We start from the raw sequence: 15,080 nt of genomic DNA, 5'->3' as shown, positions 1-15,080 counted from the left end.
CTCATGGGCGCCGTCAGGACGTCCCCTCACAACGAGGCCACGTCTTGACGTAGCGGCGGAATGTTCTCCGAACCGCAGGTGGCAGAGTTGCCCGCAGACCGTTGACCCGGTCCTGCGGGTTTTTTGTTGCCGGCTGACAGAGACGTCAGCGTCTTTCCAAACCAGTCATCACGCTGATTGATTTCAGCAGTGCCCGAAGCTTCGCACAAACCAGGGGAACAAGATGTCCTTCAACAGACGTGACTTTTTAAAGACGGCGGCGATCACCTCGGCCGCGATCGCATCGCCTTCTGTGATCAGGCAGGCCTTTGCAGCCGACCCGATCAAGGTGGGCGCGCTCTACTCGCAGACCGGCGGCCTGTCGATCGTTGAAAAGCTGCTGGCGAGCGCGGTGCAGATGGCCGTATCCGAGATCAACGCGGCGGGCGGCGTCCTTGGCCGGAAGGTCGAAGTCATCGTCGAGGACGGCGCCTCCGATCCAAAAACCTTCAACGAAAAAGCTTCCAAGCTCGTCATTCAGGATCGCGTGGCAACCGTGTTCGGATGCCACACCTCGGCCAGCCGCAAGGCGGTGCTGCCGATCTTCGAACGGCGAAACGCCATGCTGTTCTACCAGACCCATTACGAGGGGTTCGAGTGTTCGCGCAACGTCGTCTATTCCGGCGCGGTACCGAACCAGCAGCTCGGCAAGTATATTCCGTGGATCGCCAAGACGCTCGGCAAGAAGAAGTTCTTCATCGTCGGATCGGACTACGTCTATCCGCGCGAGATGGCCAAAGTCAGCAAGAAGCTGATCGAGGCCGCCGGCGCGCAATGGACCGGCGACGAATATCTCGAACTCGGCCATTCCGAATGGGCGAGCATGGTCAAGAAGATCAAGGATTCGGGCGCCGACGTCGTTCTTTCCAACGTGGTCGGCGATTCCATCATCGCCTTCTACCGGGAGTTCAAGAATCAAGGTCTCTCGCAGGCGACGATCCCGATCTGCGCGACCGTCACTTCCGAAATCGAGATCGCGGCGATGGGCCCCGAATACGCCGCCGGCAGCTACACGTCGTTCCCCTATTTCATGTCGATCGACACGCCGGCCAACAAGAAGTTCATCGAAGACTTCAGGAAGTTCACCAAGGATCCGAAAGCGGTGACCTACCACTCGCTGGAGGCGGCCTATTTCCAGGTCTTCCTCTGGAAGCAGGCGATCGAGAAGTCGGGACAGGTTACCGCGGACGGCATTCGCGATGGCATCCGCGGCCAGACCTACGACGCGCCGGGCGGCAAGGTCAAAATCGACGCCGACAATCTGCATTGCTGGCTGACGCCGCGGGTCGGCCAGTGGCAGCCGGACGGCCAAAGCAAGGTGGTCGACGCCTGGCCGGAGCCGATCAAGCCGCTCGCCTATTCGGCCTATGGTGAAACTGAAAGCGATCTGTTCTGCACGGCGAAGGGGCTGGAAACCGCCAAGCTGAAGTAAGAAGCTGGAGGCCCGGCCACATCGAAAGACATTCCAGCCGGGGCGCACCTCCCACCCCAACGCGCCCTGGCTGGAAGATGTTCGGTGAACGGTCCGGCTCCTTCGAAAGTAGACACGACATGATCGACACGATGTTTATCGGCCTGAGCCTGAGCTCGATCCTGCTGCTGGTGGCGCTCGGACTTGCGATCACCTATGGCGCGATGGGGGTCATCAACATGGCCCATGGCGAGATGGTGATGCTCGGCGCCTACACCGCCGTGCTGTCGCGCATCTGGCTGGACGCCAACATCGTGATGGCAATTCCGATCGCCTTCGTCGTTACCGCGATCGTCGGCCTGGTCATCGAGCGCGTCATCGTCCGCCGGCTTTATGGCAGGCTGCTGGATACGTTGCTGGCCACATGGGGCGTCGCCATCCTGATACAGCAGGCGATCAGGCTTGAATTCGGCCTGTCGTTCTTCGGCATTCACGTCGAGGGCCTGGGGCCCGGTCTTCAGAACGTGCCGGTGCCGGCAGTCCTGCAGGGCACGTTTCATTTGGCTGGTGTGGAAATCAACACCTATCGCGCCTTCATCATTGTCGTCACCGCCGCCCTTGCGGCCGTGACCTGGTTTTTGTTGCAGCGGACCTCGATCGGAATGCAGGTCCGCGCCATCATCCGGAACCCGAAAATGGCGGCGGCCTGCGGCGTCGACGTCGCACGCGTCAATGCCCTCACCTTCGCCTTTGGCTCGGGCCTCGCCGGAATAGCCGGCGTCATGATGTCGGGTTTCAAGACGGTATTCCCCGACATGGGCACGCCCATGGTGGTCGATGGCTTCCTGGTCGTCGTGGTCGGCGGTGTCGGAAGCCTGCTGGGATCGGTGCTGTCAGCCGGACTGCTCGGCGAGATCAACAGCGTGGTGGCCGCGCTCAAGAACGACACGATCGCCCGTGCCGTCATATTCGGCGTCGTCATTCTCATCATTGTCGTGAAGCCCAAGGGCCTTTTCTCGTTCAGGGGTCGTTGAGTCATGGCATCGAGGCAAAGATACGATTTTCTGCTCTACGGGCTCTTCGTCGCCGCCATTCTGCTGGCGCCGCTGATGCTGGACGAGTTCTGGCTGAACCGGATCGCAAAGTACCTGGTGTTCGGCATGCTCGGCGTCGCCGTCGCGCTGTCCTGGGGATACGCCGGCATCCTCAATCTGGGTCAGGGACTGTTTTTTGGCGCCGGCGCCTACATGCTGGCGATGTCGCTGAAGCTTGCCAGTCCGACCAGTCTGCAACAGGGATCCGACACGCCGGTCCCCGACTTCATGCTGTGGAACGCCGAGCCCGGCGCGCTGACGCAACTATGCTGCATCAACAAGGGCTCTTTCATATGGCTTCCGTTTCAAAGCCAATGGTTTGGCGTTGCCATAGGCATCGTGTTGCCGGTGGCGATTGCCACCATTACCGGACTGATCGTGTTCCGTAACAGGATTTCCGGCGTCTTCGTTTCGATCATCACACTGGCACTGGTGTTGCTGGTGCGCCTGCTGGTCATCGATGCGCAGCCGCTGACCAACGGCTTCAACGGGCTGACCGACCTCGCCTGGCTGACGATCGGGGCGTTTCAGTTCGACCCCTACAGCCGCGCGACGTACTATCTGGTTGCCATCGCGCTGTCGCTGGTTCTCGTCGGTGCGCGTCTGCTGGTCAGCACGCGGGCCGGCCTCATCCTTCAGGCGACGCGGGATGACGAGACCCGCGCGCGCTATCTCGGGCTGGACGTTCCGAGCTACCAGATTTTCTTTTTCGTGGTGTCGGCGGCGATCTGCGGCTTCGCGGGAATGCTCTACGTGATGGTCTCGGAGTTCGCCTCCCCGACTTTCATGGACCTGTCGTTTTCGATCACGATGGTGGTGTGGGCTGCGGTCGGCGGACGATCCTCGATCCTCGGCGCCTGCGTCGGCGCCATCCTCATCAACATGATCGAGGCCAAGGTCAGCGAGACCAAGGCTTTGGTGGAGGTCTGGAAAGCCGTGGTCGGGCTGATCTTCGTCCTCGTGGTGCTGTACCTGCCGCGGGGCCTTGGCGGATTTGCACACGATCTTCTCGACCGCTGGCGGGCGCCTGCCACGGAGGCGGCCTCCGATGAAGGGCTGGTGGCGGAAAGCCGCGACGCCCTTGCAGAGCGCGGGTGAGCGCCATGGCAGCCACCGCGCTCACGATCGACGGGCTTGAAGTCAGCTTCGGCAGCGTCAAAGCCGTCAACAACGTCACCATGACGATTGCCGAGGGAGAATTGCGCGTACTGCTCGGCGCCAACGGCGCCGGCAAGACAACGCTGATGGATCTGATTTCCGGTCGTACGCACAGCACCAGCGGACACATTCATCTTTACGACACCGAAATCACGAACTGGCAGGAACACCGGATTGCCCGGGCCGGGATCGGCAGGAAATTCCAGATTCCCAGCGTGTTCCGCGAACTCACCGTCCGCCAGAATTTCGAGGTCGCCTCTTGCCGCAATCCCTCGGTGTTCGCGAACCTCGGATTCGGCTTTTCCAGGCATGCGCTCGCAAGGATCGAAGAGGTGCTCGACATTGTCGATCTCCGGGACAAGGCCGACTTGACGGCCGCCTATCTGAGCCATGGCCAAACCCAATGGCTCGAACTCGGCCTGCTGATGCTTCAGGACCCGAAAGTCATCCTGCTCGATGAACCAACCGCAGGCATGACGGCAGCCGAAACCAAAAAGACCGCGAACATCATCAACAGCATGCGAGGGAAGCACACCCTGCTCGTCGTCGAACACGACATGGCGTTCGTGCGCGAGATCGCGGAACGCATCACCGTGCTGCATCTCGGCGAGGTGCTGGCAGAAGGCGACATTGCATCGATTGAAACGGACGAAGCCGTCAGGCGGGCGTATTTGGGATCGCGGAGTATCTCCTGATGCTGAGCCTGTCGAACATTCACAGCTTTTACGGACGCAGCCACGTTCTGCATGACGTCACGCTCAGCTTCGACAAGGGGCGGATCACCACGGTGCTCGGCCGCAACGGCGTCGGCAAAACGACGCTGCTGAAAACCCTGATGGGCATGACCGACAAGACCGCGGGTAAGATTGAACTGGACGGAACGAACATCACCCATGAGCCGACCTTCCGCCGCGCCCGCGCCGGCCTCGCCTATGTGCCGCAGGGCCGCGAAATCATTCCGGACTTCACCATTCGCGAAAACATCCTGCTCGGAACCTTCGCCAGGACCGACGGCAGACGCGTCATTCCCCCGCTGGTCGGCGAGTTGTTTCCTTATCTGCTGCAGAACATGGACCGGTTGGGCGGCGTGCTGTCCGGCGGACAGCAGCAGCAACTGGCGATCGCCCGGGCCCTCGCCTCGGAGCCGGATGTGCTTCTGCTTGACGAGCCCAATGAGGGAATCCAGCCGTCGATCGTCGAGGAAATCGAGCAGACGATTATTCGCCTCAATCGCGAGATCGGCCTCACCATCGTGCTGGTGGAACAGAACATCGAATTTGTCCGCCGCGCGTCGCACCAGTTCGCGATGATGGAAAAGGGACGCGTGGTGGCTGAGGGCCCGGTATCGCAGCTCACGGAAGAGCTTGTGCACCTGAGAATGGCGATTTGAATCCTGGAACTTTCGGTATCCGCCGTGGCGGCGTGGCAGAGGTAAGGCAATGGCATCAGAGCGTTTCAAGGCGGCGTCCATCCAGTTCGAGCCGACGATGTTTGAAAAGGAGCGCAACATCCAGCGCTTGCTGGAGATGACGAGCGAAGCCGCGACGGCAGGCGCGCGCCTGATCGTCACCCCCGAAATGGGCACCACCGGCTATTGCTGGTATGACAGGGCGGAAGTGAAGCCTTTCGTGGAAACCGTTCCCGGTCCGACCACCGACGTATTTCATTCGCTTGCAAAGCAATTCGGCTGCTACATCGTCGTTGGCATGCCCGAGGTCGACGCCTCCACGGACCTCTACTACAACACGGCAGTCCTGATCGGGCCGTCCGGCGTTGTCGGCAAGCACCGCAAGTCGCATCCCTATATTTCCGAACCGAAATGGGCCGCGTCGGGAGACATCGCCCATATCGTGTTCGAGACCGAGATCGGACGCATTGCGCTACTGGTCTGCATGGACCTGCATTTCTTCGAGACCGCGCGGCTGGAAGCACTGGCTGGGGCAGATGTGATCTGCCACATCAGCAACTGGTTGCAGGAACGGGCGCCGGCGCCTTACTGGATCAACCGCGCGTTCGAAAACGGCTGCTATGTCATCGAGAGCAACCGCTGGGGCCTCGAGCGCACGGTGCAGTTCAGCGGTGGAAGCTGCATCATCGAACCGGACGGCAATGTTCAGGCGGTGCTGGATAGCGGCGACGGTATCGTGCATGGCGAGATCGATCTCGCCAGGGCGCGCCGGCGGGAGGTGTTGTCGGAGCCGATCTTCGAGGACCGTCGTCCCGAGCTTTATGCCAACCTGATGACGAACAGCTTCACCTGGAATCCGCGCGACTTCTTCAAGCTCTATGGCTACCAGCCGCTGCCTCCCGGGCAACGATCGCGGGCCGCGGTCGTGCAATTTACGCCAACCGACGACGTCGAGCAGAATCTCGCGCGCATTGAGGTCTTGGCCAAGGAGGCCGTCAGCGAGGAAAAGCCTGACCTCATTGTATTCCCCGAACTGTCGATGACCGGGATCGGCGCACCCGGTGACCGCGCGCTTGACATCAAGGATCAGGCGGTCACGCGCCTTGTCCGCCTGGCGGCACGGTTGCGGGTACACATTATCGCCGGTTTCGCGGAGCGGGCCGCTGAAGGGCTGTTCAACACCGCCGTTCTGGCCGGCCCCGAAGGCCTGGTCGGCAGCTACCGCAAGATTCATCTGAACGCGCGCGACAAGATCTGGGCCAGCGCCGGCTCGGACTGGAAAGTGTTCGACCTTCCAATCGGAAGGGTCGGCCTGCTGATCGGGCACGATGCCCTCTTCCCCGAGGCGGTGCGTTCGCTGTCGCTGCTCGGCTGCGACCTCGTCGCTTGCCCGGCCGCCATTGCCGGCCAATTTACCGGAGCTCACGAGGGGACCAGCATACGCCACAACTACCCGATCCCGACCGGCGCCGATCCCCACCATTGGCACGCCTTTCGCGTGCGCGGCGGCGAAAGCAACGTCTATTTTGCATTTGCGAACGTCTACGATCCTGATCGCGGTTATCTGGGAAAAAGCGCGGTATTCGGCCCGGATGCGTTCGCATTTCCGCGCCAGGAGTCTGCCATCCTCGACGATGAGGGATTTGCAGCGGCGAGCGTCGATACGACGAACCTCGATACGCCCTACCCGACGAACATCGTTCGCCGAAAGGATCTCGTGATGATGCGCCTGCCGCACCATTACCCCGCTCTGGTGAAATGGCATCAATAGAGCGGCGGAAATCGCCCGCTGCGGAAACGAAAGGGTTCGCTTTTGCCCGGATTCGTTTATTGATCGTCCGCGACGGTACCGCCGTTCACTGGACGTGACGCGCGGCCAATCCTGCAGATCGAATTTGGCCCCGGCATTGCGTGCCTTGCGGGTCGCGCGGTAACGATGATGAAGCGGCTTGAAGGTGATTTCGACTATATCGTCGTCGGCGCGGGCACGGCCGGCTGCATCATGGCCAACCGGTTGTCGGCCAATCCCGGCAATCGCGTGCTGATCCTGGAGGCCGGCGGCAACGACAACTGGATCTGGTTCCACATCCCGGTCGGCTACCTCTTCGCGATCGGCAATCCCCGCTCCGACTGGATGTTCAAGACCGAGCCGGAGCCCGGCCTCAACGGCCGCGCGCTGGCCTATCCCCGCGGCAAGGTGATCGGCGGCTCGTCGGCGATCAACGCCATGATCTCGATGCGGGGCCAGGCCGCCGATTACGACCACTGGCGCCAGCTCGGCCTCACCGGCTGGGGCTATGACGACGTGCTGCCGCACTTCTTAGCGCTCGAGGATCATTTCCTCGGCAAGAGCGAACATCATGGCGCGGGCGGCGGCTGGCGCATCGAAGCGCCCCGGCTGTCCTGGGCAGTGTTAGATGCGGTCGGCGACGCCGCCGCGCAGATGGGCATCCGCCGCATCGCCGATTTCAACACCGGCGACAATGAAGGCATCAGCTATTTCCACGTCAACCAGAAGCGCGGCCGCCGCTGGTCTTCGGCGCGGGGCTTTCTGAAACCCGTGTTGAACCGCCAGAATTTGCGGCTGGAAAAGCACGTGCTGGTGGACCGGCTGATTGTCGAGAACGGCCGCGCCGTCGGCGTGCGTTTCTATCAGGGGAACGAGATCGTCGAAGCCCGCACCAAGGGCGAAGTCATTCTCTGCGCAGGCTCCATCGGATCGACGCAGGTGCTGCACCGTTCCGGCATTGGCCCGGCCGACTGGCTCTCGCCGCTTGGCATCGACGTCACGCTCGACCGGCAAGGTGTGGGCCGCAATCTGCAGGACCATCTGCAGCAGCGCGCGATCTACAAGGTCGAGGGAGTGCGCACCCTGAACGAGACCTATTACAATCTGTTCCGGCGCGGCCTGATGGGGCTCGACTACGCGTTCCGCCGCCGCGGTCCGCTGACCATGGCGCCGTCGCAGCTCGGCATCTTCACGCGCTCCGATCCGCATCGCGAGCGCGCCAACATCCAGTTCCACGTGCAGCCGCTGTCGCTCGATAAATTCGGCGATCCCCTGCACCGTTTCCCCGCCATCACGGTCAGCGCCTGCAATCTGCGGCCGACCTCGCGCGGCACCGTACGCGTGCGCTCCGCCGAGGCAAGTCAGGCGCCCTCAATCGCGCCGAATTATCTGTCGACCGATGAAGACCGGCAGGTCGCGGCGGACGCCATCCGCACCACGCGCCGACTGATGAAGCAGCAGGCGCTGGCGCGGTTTCGTCCCGAAGAATATCTGCCCGGCCCCAGCGTCGGCGACGACGATGCGGCGTTGGCGAAAGCCGCGGGCGATATCGGCACCACGATCTTCCATCCCGTCGGCACCGCGAAGATGGGATCGGCTTCCGATGCCACTTCCGTCGTCGACGAGCGCCTGCGCTTTCACGGCATTGCCGCCTTGCGCATCGCCGACGCCTCGGTGATGCCGACGATCACGTCAGGCAACACGAATACGCCGACGGCGATGATTGCGGAAAAGGGCGCGACAATGATTTTGGAGGATGCGCGCGCTTGACGGGCCCGGCTCGGATTTCGATCGGCGATATTGAGTCGCGCATCGCGCTGGCGCGATGGGGTGCGGAGGATCGAGGCAGGCCGCCCGCGCTTCTATTGCACGGCACCGGCTTTGTCGCCGAGGTCTGGGACGACGTCGCCCGCGAACTCGCACAGGATTATACGGTCTATGCGCTCGACCGCCGCGGTCATGGCGACAGCCACAAGCCTGAGGCCAACCGCTATCACTTCCAGGATTTTGCTGAGGATGTGTGCCGGGTGATCGAGGCGCTCGATCTGACCGATATCTACGGCATCGGACACAGTGCGGGCGCGACCGATCTGTTATTGGCGGCGAAACTGATGCCTGCGCGCTTCGCACGATTGTTTGTGATGGAGCCGACGGTGATGGATCCGCGGGCGGCTCGACCTGATGGCTTGAGCGATTTCGGCAAAAGCGCGGTGCAGGGCGCGCTGCGCCGACAGGCCGAGTTCGAGAGCGCGGACGCCGCGTTCGCGCGCTATCGCGCCGCGCCGGCCTTTGCAAAATGGACGGAGAATTCGCTGCGGGCTTACATCCGGCACGGCTTCGCGCAGCAAGACGATGGCCGGGTGCGGCTGCTTTGCACACCCGAGATTGAGTCAGCCGTGCTGCTTCCGATCCTGGAGGCGATGGAGCAGGTTTACGCGGGCGACGCGCGCGGCAATCCGTTCGGGTGGCTGTCCGAGATCGAATGTCCGGTGCGGGTGGCCGTCACCGAGCAATCCTGGTCCATCTACAGGGAGATGGCGTCACGCGCCGTGGCCCTGCTTCCCGCCGCGAGCCAATGGACGTTCGAAGGCGCCGGTCACAGCGTAGCGCAGGAAGCGCCCCAACTCGTGCTCCAGGCGTTGTCAGCGTTCGAAGCACAAGCCGGGTAACGGACAATCGCAACCTGTCGCTTGCCCGCTTCTATGTCTGCGGCGGGTAGCGGTCGAATAACGGCAATTCGTGCGCGCGCTCCATCCAGCTGACCCGCTCGGCGACCTGGACGTGCACCATGACCGGAACGGCATCGGGATCGTCATAGGTGCCGCTTTGCACGTCGATGATCCCGGGCAGCATGTTCGCATTGGTGTAGAACAGGCCGGTTCCGCAATTGGCGCAAAACTGCCGCCGGCCGTGTTCGGAAGACGCGTAGACCTTCGGCTCGCCCTGCGTCACCTTGACTGCGTCTTCGGCGTACATCGCCCAGCCTACCATCGGTGCGCCGGCGTGCCGCCGGCAATCCGCGCAATGACACAACGCATGAACGATCAGGTCGCCGTCCACCTGATAACGGATCGCGCCGCAATGACAGCCGCCGGTAATGCGCATCAGTCTCCTCCACATGATTTGTCGGGATGAGAATACTATGGCGCGGATCAGCCGAAAACTGCGGCATAAACGCATGTACGCCGCGCGGAATTCAAAAGCGAACTTCCGCTTGCCCAGATGGCGACTGTGTGTTGCGCTTTGGTGTTGCGTGTCGGCGTTACGCCGACTTCCGCACGGCGTTGTCGACCAGGGTCTTGCCGAGCGACCAGATCGCGCCGGGCACCTTGTGGCTGGAGGCGATGACAGTGTCGAACGCCTTTTCGATCCAGCTGCAGTCTTCTTCCGTAATGACCAGCGGCGGCAGCAGCTTGATGGTGTGGCTGCCATGGCCGGAAACCTGGGTCAGGATCTTGTGATCCTTGAACAGCGGCACCGTGATGAGCTGGCAGAACAGGCCCTTGTTGGCGGTCTCGAGCACGTTCCAGGATGCTTTCAGCCGCAGCGATTTCGGCGGACCGAATTCGACGCCGATCATCAATCCCTTGCCGCGCACTTCCTTCAGCAATTCGTAGCCGGGCACCATGCGCGTCAGCGCCAGCCGAAGCTCGGCACCACGCTTGGCGGCCTGCTCGACCAGCTTTTCCGCCTTCATCACCTCGAGCGTGGCGATCCCGGCCGCCATCGCCAGATCGTTCTTTGCAAAGGTCGAGCCGTGCACGACCGCGCGGTCCATTTGATTGAATATCTTGTCGAAGATGCTCTTGCGCGTCAGCAGCGCGCCGACCGGCACATGTCCGCCGGACAGCGCTTTTGCCAGCAGCACCATGTCGGGTTCGACGTTCCAGTGCTCGACCGCCAAGAACTTGCCTGTGCGGCCGATCCCGGTCTGGATTTCATCGGCAATGAACAGCGTGCCGTATTTGCGGCATAGCGCAAGAGCGCCCGGCAGAAACTCGTCGGTGGGCAGGTTGACGCCCTTGCCCTGGATCGGCTCGACGATGAAAGCGGCGACCTGACGCGACGACAGCGCCTGTTCGAGGGCGGCGAGATCGTTGAACGGGATCTGGGTGCATCCCGGCAACAGCGGCTCGAAGCCACTGCGGAAGTTCGAATCATCCATCAGCGACAAGGCGCCGTAGGACAATCCATGAAAGGAGTGCGAACAGGAGACGATGCCGGGCCGCCCGGTGGCGCCACGAGCGAATTTGATCGCGGCTTCGACGGTTTCGGCGCCGGAATTGGCGAAAAACACCTTGTCCAGATATGGCACATGTTCGAACAAACGTTCCGCCAGCACTCCGGCCAGCGTCGAGACGTCGAGCTGCACCAGATTCGGAAAATCGGCGTCGAGCACGCTTTTCAACGCATGGCGCAACGCCGGATGGTTGCGGCCAATCGCAAAAACGCCAAATCCGCTCAGTAGGTCGAGATAACGGGCCCCGTCACGATCGAACAGGTATTGACCTTGACCCTTCTGAAAGCCGACATCATAGCCAATCGTCTTGAGCACGCGGACGAGCTGCTCGTTCAAATGGCGCGAATGCATGGAACTGCGCTGCGCCTGGCGCTCCACAAACATCTCGGAAACGTCTAGATTTGAACTTAGCATTCGCTACATACGTCGCTTGATGGCCATTTCGTCAACTGAAAACGCCCAATGCGGCGTTTTGACCCCTCTCGGATAATCTACATAAGCAGGTTTGAACCATGTTGCACTGCCCAAGAACTGTCGCGCGCAGAATAGTTTTTTCCGGATTCTTTTTTGCCACAGGTGTTACTTCCACACTGGCCGCCGACCCCACAGGCGATTGGAAAGTGGCCGACGGCGTCGCCAACATTCGAGTAGCACAATGTAACGGCAACATGTGGGGTGCCGTCGCCTGGGAGAAGACGCCGGGTGGCCGCGATACGAATAATCCGGATGCCTCAAAGCAGAGCAGACCTACACTGGGCATGCCGATCCTGATCAACATGAAGAAGAAACCCGGCGTCGATGCCTGGGAAGGCCAAGTCTACAACGCCAAGGACGGACAGTCTTACAGCTCGACCATCAAGCCGGTCGGAACCGACCAGCTGGAGATTCAAGGCTGCGTGCTCGGCTTCCTGTGCGGCGGCGAGACCTGGACCCGCGTCGGGCCGCCGATTCCCTCAAGCCCGAGCAACAGCATGGCCAAGGGCGCCGCGCCGAAAAATCCGGCAGGCGCAGCACCGAAGGCTGGCGCCTCGGCGACGGCACCGGGTCTGACGCCCGCGCCCGGCTCGCCGGCGGCAACCGCCGCGCCGAAGACCACCGGTGCGGTGAGCCCGGCGCCGGGTCAAAAGCCCGTCGCCGGCCAGAAACAGGCGGCCGCCGATCCCGTCGGCGATATCTGCCTACTCCCCGATATCGCGCGGTTTGCCCATTAGCGCAGGCTGAAACAGCAGCACCGCCGCCAGCGTGGTGATGAGCGACAGCGCCAGCAATTTACCCATGCTGGCGGTGCCGGGATGACTGGATAGCCACAGGCTTCCGAAAGCCGTGGCGGTCGTGAGCGCGCTGAAAAAGATGGCGCGCGTCAGACTGGTCTGCAGCAGGTTCGTTCTGCCCGAGCGCCATGCCGTCACATAATAGATCTTGAAGGCGACGCCGATGCCGAGCATCAGCGGCCACGCGACGATGTTGGCGAAGTTGAGCGGCAGCCCGATCAGCACGCATATCTCCATCGTCACGGCGCCGGCCACCAGCAGCGGCACCAGCGTCAGCAACACGTCGGTGACCCGCCGCAACGCCAGCCAGAGCAGCAGGCTGATCACGATCAGCGCCCAGATACCGGCATGGATGAATGCCTTGACGACGGTATCGCCGGATTTGAGAATCGAGACCGGTCCGCCGATCGCAGTCGGCTCGGCGGCGAGAACCGCATCGGCAAACTTGCGCAGAACTTCATTGTCGTTCGGATCGCCCTTCGGCAGCGCCTCGACGCGCATCAGGCCTTCCTTGGTCTTCCAGCTGCTCACGAGTTCGGGCGGCAAGGTCTTCAACGTGACCGGCTGGGCCTGCATCGTGTTCTTGAGCTGGTCGAAGGTTATCTTGAGGGGGATGACGAAAACACTCTGCGCCTTGTCGCGAACCGCTTGGGTTGATTCGGCCAGCTTCGCCAGCGCATCCGCCAGCCGCCGTGCCGCGGCCGCGCCCGCGCCTTTGCCGTCGCCGGCGGTCTTGCGCAGGTTGTCGACTGAGCTCTTGAGCGCCTCGACGTTCTCGGCATCGGTCGGCGCCGCATCGACGGAATCCGGATTGAGCGCGGGGCCCACCACCTTGGCGGCCTGCGCGATCAGCTTCAGCTTGGCCGGCTGATCCTCCGGCACGAAACTGTCGAGCGACATCACGCGAAGCACTTCCGGCACCTTCTCCAGCTTCGCCTCGATCTTCTTGGCGTCGGCGTCCGAATTCGTCATCACGTTGATGGCGTTGGCGCCGGTGTTCGGATCCTTGCGCAGATCGAGGAAGGTCGCGATCGACTCCACCTGCGAGTTGCGCAGATTGATCGGATTGAAGTCGAACTTCATGAAATAGAGCAGCGGCAGACCGGCCAGCGCGACCAATATCGTGCCGGTGATGATGATGACGCGATGCCGCTCGAGAAAGTCATCGACCGGCGCCAGGAAGGCATAGCCAACCGGCTCGCTTTCGCCGGGCGGGTTGAGCAGCGTCAGCATCGCCGGCAACGTCGTGATGCTGGTGATGAACGCCACCAGCATGCCGGCACCGGCGATCTTGCCGAGTTCGGAAATGCCCTTGTAATCGGTCGGCAGGAAGCACAGGAAACCGGCGGCGGTCGCCATCGCCGCGAGCGACAGCGGGACCGCCGAGCGGCGGGCCGCGCTCTCCAGCGCGAGCACCAGGTCATCGTTCTTGAAGCGCTCCGAACGGTAGCGGACACTGAACTGGATGCCGAAATCCACGCCGAGGCCGACAAACAGCACTGCGAACGCGACCGACAGCAGATTGAGCGAACCCACCATCATCAGGCCGACCGCGGTGGTGATCGCAAGGCCGACGAACAGGTTCACGAACACGGCGAAGATGATCTTGCCTGAATGCAGCGCCATCCAGAGAATCACGAGCACGATCACGACGGTGCCGATGCCGTTGACGATCGCGCCATCCTGGACGGTGGCGTATTCCTCATTGGCGATCGGAACCGGTCCGGTCAGCCGCACGCGCGCGCCATACTCGCCCGCGAAATTCAACTCCTTGGCCGCCTGCCGGATCGCGTCGGTGGCTTCCTTGCCGGGCTCGAGCGCGTTGTAGTCGACCTTCGGCTTGAATTCGATGAAGGCGCGCTTGTCGGAATCGGCGAGCGGCTTGTCGCTGACAAGTTCGCGCCACGAGAACGTCGCCGTTCCCTTGCCCAGGATGTTCTCGACGGTCTGCGAGATCAGGTTGAAGGGCCGTTCCGCATTGTCGAGCTTGACCTGGCCGCGCTTGACGCCGGCAAGACCGGTTTCCAGCGCGCCGGTCAAACCGCGGATCGACGGATCGCCGGCCATGATTTCGATCAGCGGGGCGGCGGCTTCGAGCTGCCCGGCGACCTTGCCGACCTCCTCCACGGGCAGGAACAACAGCCCGTTCTTCTCGAAGAACTCGCCGGAACCGAGCGGCTGCACCGATTCGAAATTCTTGGTGTCGCCAGCAAGCTTATCGGCCAGCGCCTTGCCGGCGGCACTGGTGAGCTCGGGGGTCGGGCCCTCGACGACGGCCAAAATCAGCTTTTCTCGATCGAACGCCTTCTCAAACTGGTTGTCGCGCTTGCGCCAGTCCAGGTCGGGCGAAATCAGCGTGTTGATGTCGGTATTGATGGAGAAATTGCGAGCCGCATAGAAGCCCGCGCCAATCGCGAGGAGCAGCGAAAAGACGACGATGAGGGTGGCAAACCGCGTGCACGTTCTAACAATTGAGACAACCAGGCTGGTCAGCACATCATTTCTTTCTAAGTCTTAATAGGGAGCTTGCCGAAAACGTCCGCTGTCTAGCGGAGTTCCGGGGGGCGATCTACATCGGGCGATCTATTGTTGTGGTTACTGTCAGAGAGGCCCCGCGTAGAGAAGGCAAAACGGCCGAAATGGCATTGAGAAACCCCATATAGACGCCCA

12 protein-coding genes are annotated in these 15,080 nt (G+C 62.0%); 9 read left to right on the top strand and 3 right to left on the bottom strand.

Annotated features, from left to right (window positions below; genetic code table 11):
• Window positions 1-223: 223 nt before the first annotated feature.
• The 8 genes from JQ611_RS05385 to JQ611_RS05350 all read left to right on the top strand — a co-directional run bounded on the left by JQ611_RS05385 (window position 224) and on the right by JQ611_RS05350 (window position 9,568).
• Window positions 224-1,471, top strand: coding sequence for a transporter substrate-binding domain-containing protein (locus JQ611_RS05385; RefSeq protein WP_212033330.1), 1,248 nt, complete (start codon window positions 224-226; stop codon window positions 1,469-1,471).
• A 119-nt stretch (window positions 1,472-1,590) separates the two neighbouring features.
• Window positions 1,591-2,484, top strand: coding sequence for an urea ABC transporter permease subunit UrtB (gene urtB, locus JQ611_RS05380; RefSeq protein ID WP_212412606.1), 894 nt, complete (start codon window positions 1,591-1,593; stop codon window positions 2,482-2,484).
• A gap of 3 nt (window positions 2,485-2,487) precedes the next feature.
• The gene (urtC, locus tag JQ611_RS05375) at window positions 2,488-3,642 is read left to right on the top strand and encodes an urea ABC transporter permease subunit UrtC (RefSeq protein ID WP_212464730.1); all 1,155 of its coding nucleotides are present in this window, start codon (window positions 2,488-2,490) and stop codon (window positions 3,640-3,642) included.
• 5 nt (window positions 3,643-3,647) lie between these two features.
• Window positions 3,648-4,397: an urea ABC transporter ATP-binding protein UrtD gene (gene urtD / locus JQ611_RS05370; RefSeq protein WP_212464729.1), complete on the top strand. Its 750-nt coding sequence runs from the start codon at window positions 3,648-3,650 to the stop codon at window positions 4,395-4,397.
• Window positions 4,397-5,092, top strand: coding sequence for an urea ABC transporter ATP-binding subunit UrtE (gene urtE, locus JQ611_RS05365; RefSeq protein ID WP_212464728.1), 696 nt, complete (start codon window positions 4,397-4,399; stop codon window positions 5,090-5,092). Before urtD ends, urtE begins: the two co-directional genes overlap by 1 nt.
• A 49-nt stretch (window positions 5,093-5,141) precedes the next feature.
• Complete coding sequence (locus tag JQ611_RS05360) at window positions 5,142-6,881, top strand: nitrilase-related carbon-nitrogen hydrolase (RefSeq protein ID WP_212464727.1); 1,740 nt, start codon at window positions 5,142-5,144, stop codon at window positions 6,879-6,881.
• A gap of 165 nt (window positions 6,882-7,046) precedes the next feature.
• Window positions 7,047-8,669 (top strand): GMC family oxidoreductase, encoded by a 1,623-nt coding sequence (locus JQ611_RS05355; protein ID WP_212464726.1) that lies wholly within the window; start codon window positions 7,047-7,049, stop codon window positions 8,667-8,669.
• Window positions 8,666-9,568, top strand: a complete 903-nt coding sequence (locus JQ611_RS05350; RefSeq protein WP_212265469.1) for an alpha/beta fold hydrolase — start codon at window positions 8,666-8,668, stop codon at window positions 9,566-9,568. Before JQ611_RS05355 ends, JQ611_RS05350 begins: the two co-directional genes overlap by 4 nt.
• Before the next feature lie 31 nt (window positions 9,569-9,599).
• On the opposite strand, the gene JQ611_RS05345 is transcribed toward JQ611_RS05350, so the two are convergent.
• Both JQ611_RS05345 and hpnO read right to left on the bottom strand, forming a co-directional pair.
• The gene (locus tag JQ611_RS05345; protein ID WP_212265470.1) at window positions 9,600-10,004 is read right to left on the bottom strand and encodes a GFA family protein; all 405 of its coding nucleotides are present in this window, start codon (window positions 10,002-10,004) and stop codon (window positions 9,600-9,602) included.
• A 157-nt stretch (window positions 10,005-10,161) separates the two neighbouring features.
• The gene (gene hpnO, locus JQ611_RS05340) at window positions 10,162-11,553 is read right to left on the bottom strand and encodes an aspartate aminotransferase family protein (RefSeq protein WP_212265471.1); all 1,392 of its coding nucleotides are present in this window, start codon (window positions 11,551-11,553) and stop codon (window positions 10,162-10,164) included.
• Window positions 11,554-11,651: 98 nt separating this feature from the next.
• Here hpnO and JQ611_RS05335 point away from each other — a divergent pair, with 98 nt between their 5' ends.
• Entirely contained in the window at window positions 11,652-12,350 is a 699-nt protein-coding gene (locus tag JQ611_RS05335) for a DUF2147 domain-containing protein (RefSeq protein WP_212464725.1), read from the top strand.
• Here the strand turns inward: JQ611_RS05335 and JQ611_RS05330 are convergent.
• Window positions 12,318-14,906, bottom strand: a complete 2,589-nt coding sequence (locus JQ611_RS05330; RefSeq protein ID WP_212464724.1) for an MMPL family transporter — start codon at window positions 14,904-14,906, stop codon at window positions 12,318-12,320. The two genes, JQ611_RS05335 and JQ611_RS05330, sit on opposite strands and share 33 nt — an antisense overlap.
• Window positions 14,907-15,080: the final 174 nt, after the last annotated feature.

This window comes from Bradyrhizobium sp. AUGA SZCCT0182 (genome assembly GCF_018130185.1).
GTDB lineage: Bacteria > Pseudomonadota > Alphaproteobacteria > Rhizobiales > Xanthobacteraceae > Bradyrhizobium.
Note: the sequence above shows the minus strand (reverse complement) of the source record. Positions and strands in the feature narration are given on the sequence as shown.

Excerpts from the sequence above, each read along its gene's own strand:
- JQ611_RS05385 (WP_212033330.1), top strand. The coding sequence starts at position 224 with ATGTCCTTCAACAGACGTGACTTTTTAAAGACGGCGGCGATCACCTCG.
- urtB (WP_212412606.1), top strand. The coding sequence starts at position 1,591 with ATGATCGACACGATGTTTATCGGCCTGAGCCTGAGCTCGATCCTGCTG.
- urtC (WP_212464730.1), top strand. The coding sequence starts at position 2,488 with ATGGCATCGAGGCAAAGATACGATTTTCTGCTCTACGGGCTCTTCGTC.
- urtD (WP_212464729.1), top strand. The coding sequence starts at position 3,648 with ATGGCAGCCACCGCGCTCACGATCGACGGGCTTGAAGTCAGCTTCGGC.
- urtE (WP_212464728.1), top strand. The coding sequence starts at position 4,397 with ATGCTGAGCCTGTCGAACATTCACAGCTTTTACGGACGCAGCCACGTT.
- JQ611_RS05360 (WP_212464727.1), top strand. The coding sequence starts at position 5,142 with ATGGCATCAGAGCGTTTCAAGGCGGCGTCCATCCAGTTCGAGCCGACG.
- JQ611_RS05355 (WP_212464726.1), top strand. The coding sequence starts at position 7,047 with ATGATGAAGCGGCTTGAAGGTGATTTCGACTATATCGTCGTCGGCGCG.
- JQ611_RS05345 (WP_212265470.1), bottom strand. The coding sequence starts at position 10,004 with ATGCGCATTACCGGCGGCTGTCATTGCGGCGCGATCCGTTATCAGGTG.
- hpnO (WP_212265471.1), bottom strand. The coding sequence starts at position 11,553 with ATGCTAAGTTCAAATCTAGACGTTTCCGAGATGTTTGTGGAGCGCCAG.
- JQ611_RS05335 (WP_212464725.1), top strand. The coding sequence starts at position 11,652 with ATGTTGCACTGCCCAAGAACTGTCGCGCGCAGAATAGTTTTTTCCGGA.